Annotated in this window: 21 protein-coding genes; 14 read left to right on the top strand and 7 right to left on the bottom strand. The window is 56.6% G+C overall.

The window, feature by feature from the left end; genetic code table 11:
* Position 1 precedes the first annotated feature (1 nt).
* Complete coding sequence (locus ML541_RS09785) at positions 2-1,381, bottom strand: sigma-54 dependent transcriptional regulator (protein ID WP_243372600.1); 1,380 nt, start codon at positions 1,379-1,381, stop codon at positions 2-4.
* A 252-nt stretch (positions 1,382-1,633) separates the two neighbouring features.
* Between ML541_RS09785 and fdnG (ML541_RS09780) the strand changes: the two genes are divergently transcribed.
* From fdnG (ML541_RS09780) to ML541_RS09760, 5 genes are all read left to right on the top strand, one after another.
* The gene (gene fdnG, locus ML541_RS09780; protein WP_243372599.1) at positions 1,634-4,666 is read left to right on the top strand and encodes a formate dehydrogenase-N subunit alpha; all 3,033 of its coding nucleotides are present in this window, start codon (positions 1,634-1,636) and stop codon (positions 4,664-4,666) included.
* The gene (locus ML541_RS09775) at positions 4,663-5,517 is read left to right on the top strand and encodes a 4Fe-4S dicluster domain-containing protein (protein ID WP_243372598.1); all 855 of its coding nucleotides are present in this window, start codon (positions 4,663-4,665) and stop codon (positions 5,515-5,517) included. The genes fdnG (ML541_RS09780) and ML541_RS09775 overlap by 4 nt, the downstream gene beginning before the upstream one ends.
* Before the next feature lie 133 nt (positions 5,518-5,650).
* On the top strand, positions 5,651-6,850 hold the full coding sequence (gene nrfD / locus ML541_RS09770; protein WP_243372597.1) for an NrfD/PsrC family molybdoenzyme membrane anchor subunit: 1,200 nt from the start codon (positions 5,651-5,653) through the stop codon (positions 6,848-6,850).
* A gap of 17 nt (positions 6,851-6,867) precedes the next feature.
* Positions 6,868-7,530, top strand: a complete 663-nt coding sequence (locus tag ML541_RS09765; RefSeq protein ID WP_243372596.1) for a molybdenum cofactor guanylyltransferase — start codon at positions 6,868-6,870, stop codon at positions 7,528-7,530.
* A complete protein-coding gene (locus ML541_RS09760; RefSeq protein ID WP_243372595.1) occupies positions 7,530-7,694 on the top strand; it encodes a twin-arginine translocase TatA/TatE family subunit in 165 nt (54 codons plus the stop codon). Before ML541_RS09765 ends, ML541_RS09760 begins: the two co-directional genes overlap by 1 nt.
* A gap of 78 nt (positions 7,695-7,772) precedes the next feature.
* On the opposite strand, the gene ML541_RS09755 is transcribed toward ML541_RS09760, so the two are convergent.
* From ML541_RS09755 to ML541_RS09735, 5 genes are all read right to left on the bottom strand, one after another.
* On the bottom strand, positions 7,773-9,026 hold the full coding sequence (locus ML541_RS09755; protein WP_243372594.1) for an amidohydrolase: 1,254 nt from the start codon (positions 9,024-9,026) through the stop codon (positions 7,773-7,775).
* 29 nt (positions 9,027-9,055) lie between these two features.
* Positions 9,056-9,967, bottom strand: a complete 912-nt coding sequence (locus tag ML541_RS09750) for a pirin family protein (RefSeq protein WP_243372593.1) — start codon at positions 9,965-9,967, stop codon at positions 9,056-9,058.
* 140 nt (positions 9,968-10,107) lie between these two features.
* Positions 10,108-10,272, bottom strand: coding sequence for a hypothetical protein (locus ML541_RS09745; RefSeq protein ID WP_243372592.1), 165 nt, complete (start codon positions 10,270-10,272; stop codon positions 10,108-10,110).
* A gap of 27 nt (positions 10,273-10,299) precedes the next feature.
* Complete coding sequence (locus ML541_RS09740; RefSeq protein ID WP_243372591.1) at positions 10,300-10,884, bottom strand: mobile mystery protein B; 585 nt, start codon at positions 10,882-10,884, stop codon at positions 10,300-10,302.
* Positions 10,881-11,351, bottom strand: a complete 471-nt coding sequence (locus ML541_RS09735) for a mobile mystery protein A (RefSeq protein ID WP_243372590.1) — start codon at positions 11,349-11,351, stop codon at positions 10,881-10,883. Before ML541_RS09735 ends, ML541_RS09740 begins: the two co-directional genes overlap by 4 nt.
* 269 nt (positions 11,352-11,620) lie before the next feature.
* Here ML541_RS09735 and ML541_RS09730 point away from each other — a divergent pair, with 269 nt between their 5' ends.
* Positions 11,621-11,938 (top strand): type II toxin-antitoxin system MqsR family toxin, encoded by a 318-nt coding sequence (locus ML541_RS09730; protein ID WP_347710797.1) that lies wholly within the window; start codon positions 11,621-11,623, stop codon positions 11,936-11,938.
* Positions 11,931-12,344, top strand: a complete 414-nt coding sequence (locus tag ML541_RS09725) for a type II toxin-antitoxin system MqsA family antitoxin (protein WP_243372588.1) — start codon at positions 11,931-11,933, stop codon at positions 12,342-12,344. The genes ML541_RS09730 and ML541_RS09725 overlap by 8 nt, the downstream gene beginning before the upstream one ends.
* An 82-nt stretch (positions 12,345-12,426) precedes the next feature.
* On the opposite strand, the gene ML541_RS09720 is transcribed toward ML541_RS09725, so the two are convergent.
* A complete protein-coding gene (locus ML541_RS09720; RefSeq protein WP_243372587.1) occupies positions 12,427-13,266 on the bottom strand; it encodes a hypothetical protein in 840 nt (279 codons plus the stop codon).
* Positions 13,267-13,727: 461 nt separating this feature from the next.
* Between ML541_RS09720 and fdnG (ML541_RS09715) the strand changes: the two genes are divergently transcribed.
* The 7 genes from fdnG (ML541_RS09715) (at position 13,728) to ML541_RS09685 (ending at position 21,332) form a co-directional block, all read left to right on the top strand.
* Positions 13,728-16,895: a formate dehydrogenase-N subunit alpha gene (fdnG, locus tag ML541_RS09715; RefSeq protein ID WP_243372585.1), complete on the top strand. Its 3,168-nt coding sequence runs from the start codon at positions 13,728-13,730 to the stop codon at positions 16,893-16,895.
* Positions 16,896-16,900: 5 nt separating this feature from the next.
* Positions 16,901-17,674 (top strand): 4Fe-4S dicluster domain-containing protein, encoded by a 774-nt coding sequence (locus ML541_RS09710; RefSeq protein ID WP_243372583.1) that lies wholly within the window; start codon positions 16,901-16,903, stop codon positions 17,672-17,674.
* Positions 17,667-18,278: a formate dehydrogenase subunit gamma gene (locus tag ML541_RS09705; RefSeq protein WP_243372582.1), complete on the top strand. Its 612-nt coding sequence runs from the start codon at positions 17,667-17,669 to the stop codon at positions 18,276-18,278. The genes ML541_RS09710 and ML541_RS09705 overlap by 8 nt, the downstream gene beginning before the upstream one ends.
* A gap of 3 nt (positions 18,279-18,281) precedes the next feature.
* Positions 18,282-19,124, top strand: a complete 843-nt coding sequence (locus tag ML541_RS09700) for a formate dehydrogenase accessory protein FdhE (RefSeq protein WP_243372581.1) — start codon at positions 18,282-18,284, stop codon at positions 19,122-19,124.
* Positions 19,114-19,785, top strand: coding sequence for a molybdenum cofactor guanylyltransferase (locus tag ML541_RS09695; protein WP_243372580.1), 672 nt, complete (start codon positions 19,114-19,116; stop codon positions 19,783-19,785). Before ML541_RS09700 ends, ML541_RS09695 begins: the two co-directional genes overlap by 11 nt.
* 236 nt (positions 19,786-20,021) lie before the next feature.
* Complete coding sequence (gene fdhD / locus ML541_RS09690) at positions 20,022-20,792, top strand: formate dehydrogenase accessory sulfurtransferase FdhD (RefSeq protein ID WP_243372579.1); 771 nt, start codon at positions 20,022-20,024, stop codon at positions 20,790-20,792.
* A gap of 78 nt (positions 20,793-20,870) precedes the next feature.
* Positions 20,871-21,332, top strand: coding sequence for an Rrf2 family transcriptional regulator (locus ML541_RS09685; RefSeq protein WP_243372578.1), 462 nt, complete (start codon positions 20,871-20,873; stop codon positions 21,330-21,332).
* Positions 21,333-21,365 lie beyond the last annotated feature (33 nt).

Here is a 21,365-nt window from a genome sequence, read left to right as displayed (position 1 = left end):
GTTACTCTCCTGCGGGTTTCAGTCCGAATTCAGCGATCTTGCGATCGAGGGTCTTGCGGGAGATACCGAGGATCTCCGCGGTCCTGCTCTTGTGAAAGCCGGTCCTGTCCAGGGTCTGGCGAATATGCTCCCGTTCCACATGCTCCAGGGAGTCCAGTTGCTGCTGGTTTGACGGGCTGGATGGGTAAGCAGCCGCAGGTGCAACACTGTTGCGCCACAGGGGAAGGTTGTCGGCGGTAACGATGCCGCTGCGAGACAATATCACTGCCCGCTCGACGACATTTTCCAGCTCCCGGATATTGCCCGGCCAGCTGTATCCACGCATCAACTCCAGCGCTTCTCTGGTGAAACGGTCAACTCCCTTGTTCATACGCTGGTTGTACTTTTTCAGGAAATGCCGGGCCAGGGGCTCGATGTCCTCTCTCCGCTCCCGAAGGGGCGGCAGAGGAATGGAGATGACATTCAGCCGGTAGAAGAGGTCTTCCCGGAACCTCCCTTCGGCCACCTCCTTTTCCAGGTTCTTGTTGGTGGCAGCGACAAAACGGATGTCAACCTTCTTCGCCCTGGTCGATCCCACAGGGATGAAATCCCCCTCCTGGATGACCCGGAGCAGCTTGGCCTGCAACACGAGGCTCATGTCACCGATTTCGTCCATGAAGAGCGTGCCGTTGTCCGCTTCTTCCAGAAGCCCCTTCTGGTTTGTGGTGGCGCCGGTGAAGGCGCCGCGCACATGGCCGAAGAGTTGCGACTCCAGAAGAGTGTTGGAAAGGGCGGCGCAGTTGATGGACAGGAAACTGCGTCCCTTGCGCCTGCTGTACCGGTGAATAGCGCCGGCAATGAGTTCTTTTCCCGTCCCCGATTCGCCGAGGATAAGAATGTTTGCCTCGCTGGCCGCCACCTCCAGGGTGAGCTCGTAGACCTCGCGGAAACGGTCACTGGCAAAGACGATGGCATCCGTTAGGGGCGTCTTCCCCAGTTCCTCCTTGAGCTGCAGGTTTTCCTTACGCAAAAGCTCCCGCTCCAGGACGTTTTCCAGAACGCCAAGGATCTTTTCCTTGGGGAATGGCTTGGTCACGTAATCGTATGCTCCCAGTTTCATGGCCTCCACCGCGGCATCGATGGTTCCGAAGGCGGTCATGATTACCACCGGCAGCCCTGGGTGGATATCTTTCACGTTCTTCAGGATCTGAAGCCCATCCATGTCGGGCATCCGCACGTCCTGCAGCAGCAGATCAGCATCCACACCATGCTGCAGCCGAGCCAGCAGCGCCTGTCCGGAGGTAAAGGTCTCGACCGCCAGCCCTTGAGACTCCAGCAGCTTCTTCATGTATTTGAGTATCCCCTCTTCGTCATCGCAGATGAAGATTCGTGTCTGTGCCATTTTGTCCTACTCCGTTCAAGGGCCTTGTGTGTCAAAATGATACATGAATTGGACAGAAGTTCGCAAGACAACTTTTCCCCTACCATGGGCTAACCCCGTCGTCCAAGGTATCAAGGCTCGTCCTTTCAGAGGTTGTGGGTTGTGTAGACATGTAAACACTATTGGCACGGCTGTTGCCGTATAGGGCTTCGGTTTGTAGCGATTTTGTTTACAGAACGTCGTGCACGTTTATTTTCATGGAAGGGAGTACACATGGCAGTTTCACGCAGACAATTCCTGCAGGGGGGCGCTTTGGCAGCGGCAGGGCTGGCCCTTAACGGCAAACCGGGGGAGGCGAGTGTCGATGCACCCCAGATGCGGACCAAGGGACTGAAGGTATCCACCACCATTTGCCCGTTCTGCGCCGTGGGCTGCGGCCTGATCGTCCACACCAAGAACGGCAAGATCGTCAATATCGAGGGCGATCCCGATCATCCCATCAACCAGGGATCGCTCTGCCCGAAGGGGGGCGCGCTGTTTCAGGTGGCCAATAACGAACGCCGCCTGCAGAAGGTCATGTACCGGGCACCCCGCTCTGACAAGTGGGAAGAAAAGTCCTGGGACTGGGCCTTGGAGCGGATCGCCAAACGGATGAAGGAGACCCGGGACAAGACCTTCAAGGCCACCGAGGTCAACAAGAAAGACAAAAAGGAGTACGTGGTGAACCGGACCGAGGGGCTTGCTTTCCTCGGCGGCGCAGGACTGGACAACGAGGAGTGCTACCTCTGGTCCAAGTTCGGCCGGGCCATGGGTGTGGCCAACCTGGAACACCAGGCCCGACTTTGACACAGTGCGACAGTCGCCGGTCTGGCGGCTTCATTCGGTCGTGGTGCCATGACCAATCACTGGATTGACCTGAAGAACGCCGATGCCATTTTGGCCATCGGTTGCAACCCTGCCGAGAACCACCCCATTTCCTTCAAATGGATCGAGGCGGCCCTGGATAACGGTGGCAAGCTGATTGCCGTCGATCCCCGCTTTACCCGTACCGCCTCCAAGGCGGATATCTATGCCCAGATCCGTCCCGGTACCGACATCGCCTTCCTGGGGGGCCTGATCAACTACGCCCTGGCCCACAACCTGATCCACCAGGAATACGTGCGGGAGTACACCAACGCCACCTTCATCGTCAACGACAAGTTCGACTTCGAACAGGGGATGTTCTGCGGCTTCGACGATACGGAAAAGAGCTATGACCTGAAGATGCTGGCCTACGAGCTGGACGGGGCCGGCAATCCGAAGCAGGACCGCTCCATGCAGCATCCCCGCTCCGTCTTCCAGCTGCTGAAGAAGCATTTTTCCCGCTACGACGTGGACACCGTCTGCTCCATCACCGGGACGAAAAAAGAAGACTACACCAACGTAGCTAAGACCTTCTGCGGCACCGGCCGCCCCGACAAGGCCGGCACCATCCTCTACGCCATGGGCATCACCCAGTCCACCCACGGCACCCAAAACGTCCGGGCTATTTCGCTCCTGCAGATGCTCCTGGGCAATATCGGCATCGCCGGCGGCGGCATCAACGCCCTGCGCGGCGAAAGCAACGTCCAGGGTTCCACCGACTACGGGCTCCTGTTCCACATCCTGCCCGGCTATCTCAAGTCTCCCGAGTTCGACAACGTGGACTTGAAGGGCTACCTGGAGAAATGGACCCCCAAGACCCAGGACAAGAAGAGCGCCAACTGGTGGGGCAACACGCCGAAATATACCGTCAGCCTGCTGAAGGCCTGGTACGGCGACAACGCCACCAAGGACAACGACTTCTGCTACAGCTACCTGCCCAAGCGGAGCGGCAACTACTCCTACATGAAGCTGATTGAGAAGATGGGCAAGGGGGAAGTTGAAGGCTTGGTCTGCATGGGCATGAACCCGGCCATGGGGGGACCCGACTCCACGAGCGCCAGGGATGCCCTGGGGAAACTCAAGTGGCTGGTGACCGTCGATCTGTGGGAGACGGAAACCTCCATCTTCTGGAAGCGCCCCGGCGTCGATCCGAAAAAGATCGATACCGAGGTCTTCATGCTACCCGCCGCCTCCAGCGTCGAGAAGGAAGGCTCCATCGCCAACTCGGGGCGCTGGACCCAGTGGCGCTACAAGGCCGCTGAGCCGGTGGGCGAGTCCCGCAGCGACATGCACATCATCCACGAGTTCTTCACCCGGGTGAAAGACCTGTACAAAAAGGAAGGGGGCACATTCCCCGAGCCGCTCACCAAGCTTGCCTGGAACTACGGCACCGGCCATGAGCCCGATGTGCATCAGGTGGCCAAGGAGATCAACGGCTACTTCACGAAAGACATGACCATCAAGGACAAGGACAAGACCCTGGAATTCAAGGCCGGCGACCAAGTGCCCATGTTCAAATACCTGCAGGACGATGGGTCCACCGTCTCCGGCTGCTGGATCTACTGCGGCTCCTACACCAAAGAGGGGAACCAGATGGCCCGCCGCGACGCCAGTGACCCCACCGGTCTTGGCCTGTTCCCCAAGTGGTCCTGGTGCTGGCCGGTCAACCGCCGCATCATCTACAACCGGGCCTCAGTCAATCCCGACGGCGTGCCCTTCAATCCGAAACGGGCGCTTATCGCCTGGGATGGGCTGGAGAAGAAGTGGAAAGGGGACGTGCCCGACGGGCCGTGGCCTCCCATGAAGGACGACAAGGAAGGCAAATATCCCTTCATCATGCTGGCCGAGGGGCATGCCCGCCTTTACGGCCTGGATTTGAAAGACGGCCCGTTCCCCGAGCACTACGAACCGGTGGAGAGCCCGGCTAAGAACCTCCTGTCTCCGGTGCAGAACAACCCGGTGGTCAAGCTGCCGAAGAACGTCTCCTCGGATCTGGGCAAATTTCCTTACATCGGCACCACCTACCGGGTCACCGAACACTGGCAGGCGGGGGCCATGACCCGCAACCTCCCCTGGCTGGTGGAACTGGTGCCTGACATGTTCGTTGAGCTTTCCGAAACCCTGGCCAAGGAGAAAGGCATCGTCAAAGGAGACAAGGTCCGCATTACCACGGTGCGCGGCACCATTGAGGCAACAGCGCTGGTGACGGCGCGGTTGAAGCCGTTCATCGTGGGGGGCAAGCAGATCGAGCAGGTGGGGATGCCGTGGCATTTCGGCTATGCCGGTCTGGCCAAGGGGGATAGCGGCAACGTCCTGACGCCATCCGTTGGTTGCGCCAATACCAGCATCCCCGAGTTCAAGGCCTTCCTTTGCAACATCGAAAAAGGGGGTAAGCGCTCATGAGCGGCGATATCAAGGATTTCAACAAAACTGGAGCGTTCCTCATCGACATGACCAAGTGCACCGGCTGCCGTGGCTGCCAGGTGGCCTGCAAACAGTGGAACCAGCTCAAGGCGGAAAACACCACATTCTTCAACGGCGAGGGATACCAGAATCCCCCCGCCATGTCCGAATACACCTTCACCCGGATCAAGTTCCGGGACTACCAGAAAAACGGCCAGAACGAGTTCGCCTTCTACAAGGAAATGTGCATGCACTGCAACGACCCAGCCTGCGCCTCGGTCTGCCCGGTGGGTGCCTTCAAGAAGACGGCGGAAGGGCCGGTCATCTACGACACCAAGCGCTGCATCGGTTGCCGTTTCTGCATGGTCGCCTGCCCCTTCGGCGTCCCCAAGTACGAGTGGAGCAAGGCCTTTCCTCTGGTGAAGAAATGCACCGGCTGCTACAGCAGGATCAAAAACGGCCACAAGCCTGCCTGCGCCACCGCCTGTCCGTCCGCCATCACCTATGGTCCCCGAGCGGAGATGCTGAAGGAAGCGGAACGGCGCATCGCCGCCCGCCCCGATCGCTACCTGAAGAAGATCTATGGAAAGGAGGAAGCGGGTGGCACCAGCGTCATCTACCTGACCGCGCTCCCCTTCGACGAGTTGGGCTTCAAACCGGTGACCAAGCGGCCGCTTCCCTCCTATACCTGGCAGGCGCTGCGCCTGGTACCGGGGATCTTCCTCACCGTCGGCGGGTCCCTGTCGCTCCTTTCCTGGTTCACCCACAGGAAGGACCGGTTGAAGAAGGAAGAGGAACAGAGAACTCAAAGCAGGAAACATTCGGACCAGAATCAAGAAAAAACAGAATAGCCGACATCTTAAGTTCCCTCCCCCCTCCGTGGGGGAGGGTTAGGGAGAGGGGGGAAACTGAAGACCTCACCCTCCCCCTAACCCCCTCCCATCAAGGGAGGGGGAATCCTTATATGGCTATTGGAGGCAATAAATGACTGCTGCTAGATTGATCATCAACGAAATAAAGGGCTACCACCGCTTCCTCAAATTCCTCATGGTGCTGGTGGGGCTCGGCGCCCTGGCATCCCTGGTCCGCTTCATCTTCGGCCTCGGGGTCACCACCAACCTCAACGATACCTACCCCTGGGGGCTGTGGGTCTCCTTCGACGTGGTCACTGCCGTGCCGCTGGCCGCCGGCGCCTTCACCCTGGGGGCCATCACCCACTGCTTCCATATCAAGAAGCTGGAGCCTTTGGTGCGGCCGGCAATCGTCACCGGCTTCCTGGGTTATTCCCTGGTCAGCGTCGGGCTTTTGCTCGATCTGGGGCAGCCCCAGCGCTGCTGGCACACCATGGTCTTCTGGAACCCCCATTCACCCATGTTCGAGGTTTCCATGTGCATCATGGCCTATACAACAGTGCTGTTCCTGGAGTTCCTGTCGCCGGTCTGCGAGAAATTAGGTTACTACCTGCCGCTGCGGGTGCTGCGGACCCTGGAGATGCCCCTGGTCGTGGCTGCTGCCGCCATCTCCACCCTGCACCAGTCATCTTTGGGTACCTTCTTCCTCATCGCCGTCGATAAGCTGCACAGCCTCTGGTATAATCCGCTGCTGCCGCTTCTGTTCTGGATTTCCGCTATTTTCAGCGGCCTCTCCATCATCATCCTCGAAGCAACCATGACCCATAAGTGGCTGGGGCAGGAGGACGAGTCGGAACTTCTGGAAACACTGGCCAGGATCATCCCCTGGGTAATCGGCGTCTATATCCTAGTCAAGGCCTACGCCCTGTTTTTCCTCAGTGAAGGTCCATTCTTCGACCGGCCAAGAATGCTAGTTCTCTTTGGCATCGAGGTCCTTGCCGGTGTCTTCGTACCGTTCTTCATGTTTATGCAGAAAAAGGTGCGTAACAATAACCGCCTTCGCGCCATTGCCGCCGGGCTGGTCATCTTCGGCCTGGTGGTCAACCGCTTCAACGTCTCCATGTACGGCATGATCCACGAGGGGGCTCCCTACGTGCCGTCGCTCCTGGAAACCCTGGTCACCATCGGCATCATTGCGGCGGAGATACTCTTCTTTGTCCTCATCGCCAAGTACTTCCCCATCTTCGAACACCACCCGGAGACGGTGGATTACTCCCTGCCGGACAAGTTCCGTAAGGTGGAGAAGCATGGTTCAGTGGCGGCAGGGGCGTGAAAGGCAATGGAGCGCGGATGAGACTGATGCAGCGGATCAGCACGTGTACCAATGTAACCGGCGTCATCCTGGCCGGTGGCGCATCGAGCCGCATGGGGAGCAACAAGGCGCTCCTTCCCTACCGTGGCGGGCGCTTCATCGAGGCGATCCATCGCCAGCTCGCCCGGCACTTCGGCGAGGTGATCGTCGTCACCAACACGCCGGAGCAGTACCGGTTTCTCCCCTGCCGCACGGTAGGGGATATCTTCCCCGGTATGGGAGCGCTGGCGGGCATCCATGCCGGGCTCTTCCACAGCACCAACCCGGCCATCTTCGCCGTCGCCTGTGACATGCCCTACCTGAGTGACGAACTGATCGGCTACCTCGCCGGCCGCTGCAATCCGGCCGGGGTGGTCATTCCCGAAAGCGACGGTGGCCTCGAACCGCTCCATGCCGTCTATGGGCGCGGTTGCCTGGATGCCATGGAGAGGAGCCTGGCGGCGGGGAAGAAGCGGGTGGTCTCTTTTTTCGATGCGGTTCCCGTGGAGGTCGTGCCGGCTGGTCTGGTGGCCTGCTTCGACGGAGGGTTCAACTCGTTTCGCAACATCAACACCCCCACCGAGTACTTCAGTCTGCGTGGGGAGCCTTCAGTCGTTCACAGCAGTAACAACAGCACCGCTTTAAGCAAAAGGAGTCAGTAATGTTTGGATTTGGCATGCCGGAAGCAATCATAATCGCAATCATCGCCTTGGTGGTGGCGGGGCCGTCGAAACTGCCCCAGCTGGGCCAGGCCCTGGGGAGCAGCATCAGGAACTTCAAGAAAGCCAGTCAGGGCGAGGATATGGTGAAGATCGAGAAAGAGTAGGAGATTTTTCCTGAACGAAGAGAGGCAGACCAGGCTGATTGTGGGCCGTTCTGCCTTTTTATTTGGATATGCACAGGCCTATCTTGCCAGCCAGATACCGGCAGCGGTCAGCAGGGTTTCGATGCCGGTTTGTATGGTGGGATGCAGGGCGGGGGCCCAAAATGGGGAATGGGGGCCGGGAAGGTGTGCCACCGTCCCTTCTTGCACCGCTTTATCGTAAGTTTCAGGTGCGCAGCCGCCGACGAACCAGTATGCATAGGGGGATTTCCAGGCTTTCCCGAAGCGGCCGAAGTCCTCGCTGGCTCCTTGGGGCGGCATGTCCACAAACCGCTCGCCGAACTGGCCGTGAAAGGCGTCGATAACCTTTTGGGCAACCTCGGCATCATTGACGGTCAGTGGGTAGTTGTTGATTTCCTCGAACTCCGGGTCTTTCGGCGCGTTGGAGGCACGGGACTCGGCGATGCAGATCCTTTTAATGGCAGCCAGCACGTGGTCGCGCACCCCTTCGTCCGTGGTCCGCACATTCAGCTTGATATGGGCTTCGGCAGGAATGATGTTTTCCGCCGTGCCGGCATGAAATTCCCCCACCGTCACCACCACCTGCGCCTGGGGAGGAATTTCGCGGCTGACGATGGTTTGCAGACGCAGGACTGCTGCTGCGGCCATTACGATGGGATCGATGCTGTTTTGGGGCATGCCCCCGTGGGCACCTTTGCCGAAAAAGCGCACCAACAGACTATCGCCCGATGTCAGGACCTGTCCGGGGCGGCAGCACACCGTGCCGGCGCGATGCTGCAGCAGATGTTGCCCCATGATGACGTCTGGGCGGGGAAAAAGGTCGGTCATACCGTCATCGAGCATGGCCTGGGAACCCTGGGCGGTTTCTTCCGCCGGTTGGAAAACCGCCATCAGCGTGCCGTGCCAGGCATCCCGTGCCTGGGACAATGCCATGCCGGCGCCGAGCAGCCAGGAGGTGTGCATGTCGTGCCCGCAGGAATGGGCCACCGGCACGGTCTCCCCTTTGGCGTTGACCCCTTCCTTGCGGCTGGCGTACGGCACACCGGTCTCTTCCTTCATGGGCAAAGCGTCCATATCGGCCCGCATCATGACGGTAGGGCCGTCGCCGTTTTTCAAAATCCCGACCACCCCGGTCCGGCCCACCTTCTCCGTCACCTCGAAACCTGCTTCACGCAACTGCCGGGCGATGATACCGGCGGTACGGGTCTCTTGCAGGGCCAGTTCCGGATTCTGGTGGATATCTTTATAGAGTGCCTCGATCAGCGGCACCACCTGTTTGATCGTGTCGGAGAGCCGGCTGACGAATTGTGACATGATTTCCCCCGTAATATATGCGGATGGTGCTATTTGTGCTTGATGAAGGTCCCTTGCTGGTATTCCTCAAAAGCGACCCGCAGCTCTTCCTGGGTGTTCATGACAATGGGGCCATACCAGGCAACCGGCTCCCCAATGGGCTTTCCTGAAACGAGAAGAAAGCGAACCGGTTTTTCTGTCGTCGTGGCCTGCACGGCATCCCCTTCATGCTCGAACAGCACCACCGTTTCCGGCTGGCAGACGCAGCGGCGTTCCGTATCGGACCAACCTGCGCCGGCGGTGTCGTGGGCATAGGGATCGCGGCATTCGTCGAGATATCCCTCGCCTGATAAAACATAGGCAAAGGCAGTATGCCTTGCCGGTACGGGGTGCCGGAAAACGGTCCCGGGTGGGATGCTGATGTCGAGCATTTCAGGTTCGATGACGATGCCCTGCACCGGGCCTTGCACGTTGCCGATCTTCCCGGCAATAATCTTGATGGTTATGCCACCCTCAATGGTCACTTCCGGTATATCCGCAGCCTTCACGCCACGGTAGCGAGGTGGCATCATCTTCTGGCTGGCGGGCAAGTTAGCCCAGAACTGAAACCCCCACATGGTGCCGGTCGGGCTCTCCTTGGGCATCTCCTGGTGAATGATGCCGCTGCCTGCGGTCATCCACTGCACGTCGCCGGCGCCGATCACCCCCTTGTGCCCCATGCTGTCACCATGCTCCACCAGTCCCTCCTGCACATAGGTGATGGTCTCGATCCCCCGGTGGGGGTGCCAGGGGAAACCGGGCAGGTAATGGGCGGGGTTGTCGGAATGGAAATCATCGAGCATCAGAAACGGGTCGAACTGGGGCACCTGTGCATTGCCGAAGGCCCGTTTGAGGTGGACACCCGCCCCCTCGATGGTCGGCTGGCCTTTCCTTATGAGCTTGATTCTGCGGATAGCAGCCATAAGTACTCCCCTTCGAGGCCGTGACAGACTGAACCACGGCTTCGTCCACATTCACCTGATAGTATTCGGTGGAGGTTAGACACCAAGAAAAGTGTACTTGAGTAATGCACAAATTCAATTCACCCGTTCCGGGCAACCGGTCAAACGCCATCCAGACTAGGTTCATCACGCCAAAACCTAAGCAGATCAGCATCAACAGCCAGCAGCACCCCCACACGAACGCGCCGTTGTCTCCATTCTGCCAGTTCACCGTTGCAAAAAGCCAGCACCATGGGAATGACGGCCAGCAGCATCATTGCTGCCATCGTTCCTGAAAAATGGCCATGGAAAATTTACGAGCGTACAAATGCCAGCAGCTGGCTGTAATTGTGCCTGTCTGCGGCACGGAGGGCATTGATATACTGTTGCCGACAGTCACCCGCATTAACCAGATTACCGCTACCCCAGGTAAAGTGCGGTTGTCCCAACAGATGTACCAGAAGAATATCGGTCATGAGCCGGGCGTGGCGTCCGTTGCCGTTGGGGAAGGGATGAATTGCCGTAAGGCGGTGATGAAAGCGAGCTGCTATCTCATCCGGTGGGTAGGTGCCGTATTCAATCCAGGTGGCGCAGTCGGCACAGAGATTTTGCAAGTCGGTATCTATCTGCCATGCCGCCACACCAATATTCTTACCGCTGTTGCGCCTTTCTCCTGCCCAGCGCCAGACATTGCCGAACATCCTTTTGTGCATCCGCTTGATGAAGCCAATGGTAAGAATATCTTTCGGCTTACGGCGAAATGCCCATGCTTCCGCTTCGCTGATATTTTCCTGTTCCCAGCGGTCAAGCTCAACCCGGCTGGTGATATGAGAAAGCAGCAGACCTTGCGCTTCATCCGCGTCAAGCGGCGTTGCCCCCTCTGCATAATCAAACTTCATGGCGCAGTTTCCCAAAGTTCTTTCGGCATTTCCCGCACGAGTTCATCAACGGCGGCGTCAATCGATGCCTGTTGCTCCTGGTCAGACAGGTTCTGCGCTTCGAGCAGCATGGTGTGCGCCACCCTCTGAGTTCTGGATTCGGCAACCTTGCGAGCCTGCGCCCGAACGATTTCCTCCAGAGTGGTACGGGGAACAATGGCGTAGACAAACACGCAATCCAGAGCTTCAGCAGCTTGCCGCATGGTATTCAGAGAGACGACGCCCGACAGCTCATCCCGTTCCAGTTTGGGAATGCGAGGCTGGCTGACATTCAGTCGGTTTGCCAGTTGTTTACCCGACATACCGAGTGCTTCACGGATTGCTCGTATCCAGCCCTTAACCGGCGGTGAGTTCAGTTTGAAGGCGGCATAGTCGGACAGCGCATTATCGAGCTGTTGGCGTGCTATGAGCTTGTATTTCGGTAGCATATAAATAACCTCTGTATTATTCTGCCGCCATAAAATAATAACATATAGATTATTTTAAGCAATATAAATAATAATCTTTGGGTTATTCATGGTTGCCCAGCGGACAGTGAGTTGAATGAATTTCAGGCGGGTATGATCGAATGTGCTGAGATTACCAGGCAGGCTGAATTGAGCGGGAAGTGGCGTCGCTTAAGGATGCGGCTTGATTTTAGGTGGCGCTCGTAGAACTATCCCTTGCAGGCTACACCTTTATGGTGTATAAAATCCTCATGACCGAGAAGCGGAAACCTACATACGATCTTGACGCGTTTAAGGCCACTTTCGCGACCGTAGAAAAGCTTGCCGTTACAGGGTCAGCGCTTCGAAGCGCTGCTTTGCTTGGGTGTGGGCGGGCCGAGATTGTAAGCACAATTCAAACAATGCAACGGGGCCATTTCTATAAATCTATGACGGCTTATGCAGATTCCCGACTTTGGCAGGACGTGTACCATGTCCCGTCACCAGTGGGGCTGCTGTATTTGAAATTCACAGCCGATACCATAACCGAGTTCCTGCTGCTGTCGTTCAAGGAGAAAAACCATGAATAATCCTGTCTGCCCGGAAACGGGTGCGGCAATGTATCGCGGTGTACGTCCAATTACTCTTACCTACAAAGGCGAGAGCCTCACTTTCGATATGCCTGGCTGGTATTGCGACCAATCCGAGGAGAGTATTCATACTGGCGAGGATATGAAAATTTCCGATCGAAAGTTGAATCTCCTTAAAGCCAGAAGTGAAAAATTGCTGGAGCCGGATGAAATCCGGCGTGTCCGCAAGAAGCTTCACCTTTCCCAGGAAGAGGCCGGCCTTCTAATAGGCGGCGGCCCAAGGGCTTTCCAGAAATACGAAAGCGGTGATTTACTGCCCAGTCGGGCGATAAGCAGTGCCCTGGTATTGCTGGATCATGACCCGGCAGCATTGTCGGTGCTTAAGGCACACCGAAAAGCTGCTTAATAATGACTTTCGGGGGAAACCAGGCAGTTCTCTATTCTCTCCGATTTGCTTGGGGCAAAGGCGTGGGCATTTCTCGCCGCCCCTAGTCTTTTTTTCTCGCTTTCTCAATGGTTTGCCATTCCCGGCCATCACGGCGCAAAGTGGTATCTTTAAGTTTGTCTTCCAATACCCTGTAGACAATTTTTTCATTGCTTAATTCAAGAACTTCAATTTTAAAATCTTTGAATCTAATCTCTTTCGCGCCTGTTTCGTATACAAGGTTTTGGAAGAAGGATGGTCTTGCTAGATCGTTCCAGGTATATTCCCTGTACATGAGTGAGATGGTAACGTTGTTAATTCCGCCATAAACAAGCTCAAGATTATTGTCACCAATAGTTATGTCATCAGAGTCGTAGTTATTAAACCCGCTACAGGGGGTGGAATTTTTGGTTATTTTCATGGTGATGTTTGCTGGGTCTAAAACCACATCTTTCAATAGGTACATGCTGCTACTATCATGATTATCAACGAAAGCATATCCAGTAAAAATTTTGCCACTGTCATCGAACAATAAGCCATAATCCTTGCCATTTTCACCACCAATCCAAAACACAGAATATTCGGCGTTGTTGATTTTAGTGACATAATTAAATGGATATTGCTTTTGACTTGAACCCGATACTTTCAGACTTCTGTCAATGAATCGTTCCGTATATTTAGCGGATACGGAAAAGTCACTAGACGGCTCAAGACACACTCCTTTGACACTAGGGTGATTTTCATCAAATTCTCGATAGATATCCCTGATTTTAATTATAGGCTCGCCAATATGAACGGATTGCGGTTCGCCCAAGGTGTAGTTTTTCAGGTAGGCATGCTGCACCAGATCTTTTGAACAGCCAGTTAGGGCCAGCAATAATAGAAAACAGACTAATTGTCGCACGATAATTCCTCCATATCTCTTCTTAAGGAAATTAGGGATACTTCCCTATATTTCTCTGTTGCAACCGTAAACCTACCAATTATTCCAACCTTTCCATCGTCTCACGAATGAAAACCCGTCGATTAACGCGCACTATAAACCTGATTCTAACGATTGTCAAAGGGCGATAAACCCCATTTATCAGGCAGATCCTGTCTCCATGGGACAACCTTCTTTCAAGTCCACGAAAGGAAAAGCAGAAATATCTAAAGCTTCGGCATTGAGGTGACGATATTTTAATATGCAGCGCCATATATTGTTCGCTGGTCCAATAAAACAATGTCATATTTGGTTGCTGGCTAAAATTAACCACTGTAAAGGTGGTAATGATTGCTGACTTGAAAATATAAAACATAGTATTATAGTGACGTAAACCAAGTGCCATGTGATTGCAGACTTTTTTCACAGAAGGAGGTTGTGCTATGGCAGTTTCGCGAAGGAACTTTCTCAAACTCTCCGGCGCAGGCCTTGCGGCGTCGGCGCTGGGGTTGGATCTGGCCCCGCTGGAGGCGAAGGCGGAAGACCTTCCGATCCGCTTCGCCAAGGAGACCACTTCCATCTGCCCTTACTGCTCGGTGGGGTGCGGCATGATCATGCATACCCTGGGTGGGAACCTGATCAATGTGGAGGGGGACCCGGACCATCCCATCAACGAGGGGGCTCTCTGTCCCAAGGGCTCGGCGGTGTTCCAGCTGCGGGATAATCCCGCCCGGGTGACAAAGCCCATGTACCGTGCGGCGGGTTCAAAGGAATGGCAGACGGTCTCCTGGGACTGGGCCCTGGACGAGATCGCCAAGCGGGTGAAGAAAAGCCGCGATGCCAGTTTTGTCCCCACCAGCAAGATCAAGGTGAAGGAGAAGGTGGGTGACGCCGAAGTTGAAAAAGAGGTGACCGCCACCGTCAACCGCACAATGGGCATCGCCTCGGTGGGGAGCGCCGCCCTGGACAACGAAGAATGCTACCTGTACCAAAAATTATTAAGGGGGTTGGGCCTGGTGTACATCGAACATCAGGCGCGCATTTGACACAGTGCAACTGTAGCGGCTCTGGCAGAGTCGTTCGGACGCGGTGCAATGACCAACCACTGGATCGATCTGAAGAATGCCGATGTGATTCTCATCATGGGGGCCAATCCGGCAGAAAATCACCCGGTTTCCTTCCGCTGGATATTGAAGGCCAAGGACGCAGGGGCCAAAGTGATCTGCGTCGATCCCCGCTTTACCCGCAGTGCGGCCAAGGCGGACATTTATGCGCCGCTCCGCTCGGGCACCGACATTGCCTTCCTGGGCGGCATGATCAATTACATCCTGCAGAACAAGCTTTACTTCACCGATTACGTCAAACAGTACACCAATGCCGCCATGCTGGTATCCGCCGATTTCAGGATGCCCCATGAGCTTGACGGCCTCTTCTCCGGTTATGACCCGAAAAAGCGCAGCTACGATGCTAAATCCTGGGGATTCCAGAAGGATGGAACCGGTAATCCCCTGACCGACCCGACTCTCAGCGATCCCAGCTGCGTTTTTCAGCTGCTGAAAAAACATTACGCCCGCTACACGCCGGAGATGGTCTCCAGCATTACCGGCACCCCCAATGAGACTCTGGTCGAGGTGTACAAGGCCTATGCCTCCACCGGCGCCCCCGACAAGGCGGGGACCTCCCTCTATGCCATGGGCTGGACCCAGCACACCGTGGGAACCCAGAATATCCGGGCCATGTCCATCATCCAGCTCCTTTTGGGCAATATCGGTGTCGCCGGAGGCGGGGTCAACGCCCTGCGCGGCGAGTCCAATGTCCAGGGCTCCACCGATCACGGACTCCTCTTCCATATCCTTCCCGGCTACCTGCCCATGCCAACTGCGGATCTGAAGGATCTCGCCGCCTACAACGCCAAGTACACCCCCAAGAGCAGCGATCCTCAGAGTGCCAACTGGTGGCAGAATCGCCCCAAATATATCGCCAGCTACCTGAAGGCCATCTATGGCGCGAAGGCGACCAAAGAAAATGATTTTCGCTACGAGTTGCTCCCCAAGATGGACCCGGGGATGAACGGCTCTTGGCTGGTGATCTTCGACCAGATGATCAAGGGAAAATTTAGCGGCTTCTTTGCCTGGGGGCAGAATCCCGCCTGCTCGGGGGCCAACTCCAACAAGGTGCGCAAGGCCCTGGCCAAGCTGGACTGGATGGTGGCGGTCAATCTCTTCGACAACGAGACCGCTTCCTTCTGGCGGGGACCGGGAATGGATCCGGCCAAGGTGAATACGGAGGTCTTCCTCCTGCCTGCCGCCGCTTCCTTCGAAAAGGAGGGCTCCATCACCAACTCGGGGCGCTGGGCCCAGTGGCGCTATATGGCAGTGAAGCCCCTCGGCCAGTCGAAACCGGACTCGGAGATCATGAACGACCTCTTTTTCCGCATCAAGGGGCTCTACCAGAAGGAAGGGGGGGCGCTCCCCGAGCAACTCACGAACCTCACCTGGAACTACGGCTTCAAGAGGGCGGACGGCATCATCCGCGGTGTGGATATTCACGCGGTGGCCAAGGAGATCAACGGCAGCTTTATTGTGGAAGTGGAGGACAAGCCCAAGGCCAAGCCGGGGGAACCGCCGCCGGCACCGAAACCGTGGGAGAAGAAACTGCTGGGCAAGAAGGGTGAGCTGATCGACGGCTTTGCCAAGCTCCAGGCCGACGGCAGCACCGCCTGCGGCAACTGGATCTACTGCCAGAGCTACAACGAGAAGGGGAACATGATGGCCCGACGGGTGAAAAAGGACCCGACCGGCTTGGGGATGTTCCCCGAGTGGTCCTGGTGCTGGCCGGTCAACCGGCGCATCATCTACAACCGGGCCTCGGTGAACCTGGAGGGTAAACCCTTCAATGTGAAGAAGGCGGTCATCTATTGGAATTCCACTGCGGTCCTGCCGGATGGCAAGGTGGGCAAGTGGGAAGGGGATGTGCCCGACGGCCCTTGGCCACCCATGGCCGATACCAAGGAGGGGCGCAAGCCTTTCATCATGCGCACTGATGGCCTGGGTGCCTTGTTCGGCCCCGGTCTAAAGGACGGACCGTTTCCCGAGCACTACGAGCCCATGGAGTCGCCGGTGGCGAAGAACCTGCTTTCCAGGCAGCAGATCAATCCGGCGGTGAAAATCTTTGCCGATCCGGCGGTGGAGGATGTGCTGGCATCGGCCGACAGCCGCTTCCCCATCGTCGCCACGACCTACCGGGTGACCGAGCACTGGCAGACCGGCGTTCTGACCCGCAACACCCCCTGGCTCCTTGAATTGCAGCCACGGCAGTTCGTGGAGATGAGCGTTGAACTGGCCAGGGAAAAGGGAGTGAAGAATGGCGACAAGGTGACGGTGGCTTCGGCCCGCGGTAGCGTCGAAGCTGTCGCTCTGGTGACGCCGCGCTTGAAGCCCATGAAGATCGGCGATCGTCTCGTTCACCAGGTGGGGCTTCCCTGGTGCTTTGGCTGGTGTACGCCGGGGGTGGGTGATGCGGCCAACCTGCTGACCCCCACGGCCGGGGATGCCAATACCATGATCCCGGAAACCAAGGCCTTCATGGTCACGCTGAAGAGGAGGGGGTGAGCGCCATGAACGATACCAGGAAAGGATTTCTCATCGATACCTCCCGCTGCATCGGTTGCCGTTCCTGTCAGGTGGCCTGCAAGCAGTGGAATAAGCTGGAGGCCGATAAACCGGGCAAGGAGCGGGTGGGGGGAGATGCCCAGTTGACTGCCAACCTCTATAACCGCATCCATTTCATGGAGAGGACAATTGGCGCCGGGGTGACCTGGGCCTTTTTCAGCGAACGCTGCATGCATTGCGGCGATGCCGGCTGCATCAAGGTCTGCCCCTCGCCCGGGGCGCTCTATCGCACCAGGGAAGGCATTATCGCCTACAACAAGGAGAAGTGCATTTCCTGCAAGTACTGCGTCTCTGCCTGTCCCTTCAACATTCCCCGCTATGGCGAAGATGACAAGGTCGCCAAGTGCAACCTTTGCCAGGACCGGGTTGCCGGGGGGCTGCAGCCGGCATGTGCCAAGGCATGTCCAACGGGAGCCATCAGTTTCGGCAACCGCAGCGAGCTGATCGCCAAGGCGAAAGCGGCGAAAAAGACCCTTTATGGGGAGAAGGACTTGGACGGGCTGGGGGTGGTCTATGCTCTTGAAGGGCCGCCGTCCGTTTACGGCCTGCCGGCCAGCCCCTCCATTCCTCTCTCCATCTTCCTTTGGAAGGATGTGGTCAAGCCCCTGGGGATTCTCGGTTTCTGGGGAAGCATCGGTGCCATGCTGCTCCATTACGTGACGGTGGGACCGAAGCGGCCGGAACATGAAAACGGGCATGGGGAGGAGCACCATGAATGACTATATCGATCGTTTCAACACCAGGGAGCGGGTGCTGCACTGGTTCGTCACCATCACCTTTTTCACTCTGCTCCTTTCAGCCCTCGGGCTCTATTCCCGGCTCTTTACCGGCTATTTCAATCTGTTCGGCGGCGGGCAGAAGGCCATCATCATTCACAAGGTGGCTGGCGTCCTGTTCTTCATCAGTTCGCTGGTACTGTTCATCCACAACCGGCGCCGAACCACCGACTTCAACAAGGACGACATGGAATGGTTCCGCTACCTTGGGGGATATCTGAGCCGGAAGGAAATTCATCTGAAAGTGGGCAAATTCAATGCCGGCCAGAAGCTGTTCGGTGTCTTCATCGGCGTTGCCACGATCCTTCTGGGCATTACCGGCATCTTCATCTGGTGGCCGCTGGCGTTTCCCCGCTGGATCGTCCAGCTGTCCCTGCTGGTCCACGGACTGCTCTTCGTCTCATCCATCATGTTCGTGGTGGTCCATGTCTACCTGGGGACTATCGGCAATCCGGGTACACTGGAGGCGATGCTTTGGGGTAAGGTATCGCGGGCCTGGGCGAAAAAACATCATCCCAAGTGGTACAAGGAAGTGACGGGGGAATAAATAATGCCTACTACTGCTGTCAAACTTGAGTTTCTGCGCAGGACCGCCGGCCTGCAACCTGAATATGGCGAGATCCTGCCGTTGTTTCAGGCCCTTTACAACCTGATCGACGGCCAGGAGGGGCGGACTGGCATCCGTTTCAATCAGCCGGTGGATCATGTGCAGGAAAAAATCAGGAACGGTTTTCCCCTCCTTGCGCCGGAGCACTTGGAAATCGATGCTCCCCAGACAATTGCCTTTCTTGCCGCGGTGATCGACACCATGCTGCAGCTGAGCAGGGAGGGGCTTGAGGAGCTGCAACGCCTGCGCCAGGCAATCGTATCGGGGGAACTGGACCTGCAAGCTCTCTTTGTAAGATGTCTGTTCCGGGAAAGAGCCGTTGTCGAGGAAGTTGCTGCGCGGTTGGCGATCCCTTCGCCCCTCATGGAGTTCGTCCTGGAGATTCCCCTGAAGACTGCCCTGGAACTCTATGCCGAGGCCGTTCTTCCCGAGCAGGTAGAAGGCTGGTCGGAAGGGTATTGCCCCATCTGCGGCTCACGGGCCGGCATGGGTGAAATCTGCGGCGAAGACGGCAGGCGTTTTCTCTCCTGTTCCAGCTGCTTCTTCAAATGGCCCTACAAGCGGTTGAAGTGCCCCTATTGCGGGAATGACGATCCGGAAACCCTCTCCTATTTCATGGCCGGGGAAGGTCCGACGAGGGTGGATATCTGCCGGGCATGCAGCCGCTATCTGAAGACCAGGGATACGCGCCTGGGGCATGCGGATGTGCCCCTGGAGGCGGAAGATCTGGCGACGATCCACCTGGATCTCGTGGCGGGCAAAGAAGGATTCGAGCGTGGCAAATAACCCTCTGAAGACGGTAACCGGGGTCATCCTGGCCGGCGGCACGTCCAGCAGGATGGGGAGCAACAAGGCGCTCCTTCCCTATCGGGGGCGTCGGCTGATCGAAACGGTCTACGGCCGCTTGACTGCCGTTTTCAGCGAAGTTCTCGTCGTCACCAATGTACCGCAGCAGTACCGCTTTCTTCCCTGCATGAAAGTAAGGGATGTTTTTGCCGGCGGGGGGGCCTTGGCCGGCATCCACGCCGGGCTCTGCCACAGTGGGAGCCCGGTTGCCTTTGTCGTTGCCTGCGACATGCCCTACCTCGACAGTGATTTCATCCGTCATATGGCCTTACGTGCCGCCGATGCCGATGTGGTAATCCCCAAAGGATCCGCTGGTCTTGAGCCGCTCCATGCCATCTATGGCCGCGCCTGTCTGCCGGCCATGGAAGCGAGCCTTGCCCGGGGAGAAAAGAAGATTTCCTCCTTTTTTGCCGAAGTGGACATTGAGATCGTTCCCGAGGAGGAAATCGCCTCCTTCGATCCTGCCTTTAAATACTTCCGCAACATAAATACCCCCATGGATTACTACCGGTTGCGCGCCGAGCGGCACAGCGAAAGCCCCTTTTTCCGTCATTTTCGCTCCGATGCCGATTCCCGTTCTCTTTCCCTGAACCTGTCTTGATCCCCCTGCCGTCTCGAATGTCTTTGCCATACACGTTTGAGTTACCTTTGTAAAACTGTAGATTCGCAAGCTATTCAGTCTTTTTACTAGATTTATGGTTGTCATTGGTTACTTAAACTGGTATTCTGGTACCGGAATATAATCATGTTTTGTTTGGCGGCTTCTCCTGGTAGTGCTTGTTTTTGTGCCGTGACTTCCGGTAAAATTCACCAATCGACTCTGCAGCGAGGTTTGTTGTGAACAAAGATATCCCTGTCTATCACTATGACGGAAGCACTCTTACTCCGGTCCAGGTCCATCCGGTAAAGGAATTTCCCCTCAAGCTGCTGGTAAATGAACGTGAACTGGCGACTCTCGTTGCCTCTCCCCATGATCTGCGCTTTCTGGTGGCCGGATTTCTTCGGCTGCAGGGGTTTGTCACGAGCCTTGATGACTTTGTCATGTTCAGTGTCTGCAACGATTTCGGCATTGCCAACATCCGCATCAAGGGAGAACTGCCGGACAAGCTGCGGCCTATACTTACCTCCGGTTGCGGCACCGGTGTTACCTTCACCTTGCCCGGCGCAGATGCGCAAAGTCCGGTTTCACGCTTCGATGGTTTGCGGATTACCCCCGAGACAGTGTTTGCGCTGATGGACGACCTGGCCCGCAGGGCCGAGCAGTACCGCAGCCATGGCGGCATCCATTCTGCAGCGGTCGGCGATGGCGAAGATCTGCTTCTCTATGCCGAAGACCTGGGCCGCCACAATACCCTGGATCGTATTGCCGGTGAGGCGCTCTTCAAGGGGATTGATCTGTCCGGGAAGGTGCTGGTCACCTCCGGTCGCATCTCCAGCGAAATGGTGGCAAAGGCATCCATCCTGGGCATCGGCCTCATGGCTTCGCGGACCTCTCCCACCGATATGGCGGTACAACTCAGCGAGCAGTTGGGCATAACCCTCATCGGCTATGTGCGCGGCAGAAAATTCAATGTATACACCCAGCCCCAGCGAATAATCCTGCAGTGAATTTTTTCAGGAAAAATTTCTTTACAATATCAGGTAAGAATGTTATCCTTTAGCCTATAAAGTTGATAGGGTATTAATTTGATTTCAAAGAAAACAAAATACGGCTTGAAGGCAATGATCTATCTGGCAAAGGTCTACGACCACGGGCCGGTACTGATAGCCGATCTGGCAAAAGAAGAGAAGATCCCGAAAAAGTTTCTCGAACTGATCCTGCTTACCCTGAAAAACCATGGCATCCTCCAGAGTCGAAAAGGAAAAGGTGGGGGATATTACCTGGGGAAGCCACCCAAAGAGATCAGTCTCGGTCGGCTCGTTAGAATACTGGACGGCCCCCTCGCGCCGGTTCCCTGTGTGAGTGAGACCGCCTACGCCAAGTGCACCGAGTGTCTGGACGAGCGCACATGTGGCATACGCCTGGTGATGAAGGATGTGCGAGATGCCATTGCGGATATCCTCGATGGAACTTCACTGGCGGATGTTCTGGAGCGAAGCGAGAAGGCGGAGCAGTTGGAGACGGGTGCGCTTCACTACTACATATAAAAATTTTTTTAGCTTTTTAGACGACTAAATTGA

The organism is Geotalea sp. SG265 (genome assembly GCF_022808985.1).
GTDB lineage: Bacteria > Desulfobacterota > Desulfuromonadia > Geobacterales > Geobacteraceae > Geotalea.
The sequence above is the reverse complement of the archived record's forward strand: the minus strand, read 5'-3'. Positions and strand labels throughout refer to the sequence as shown.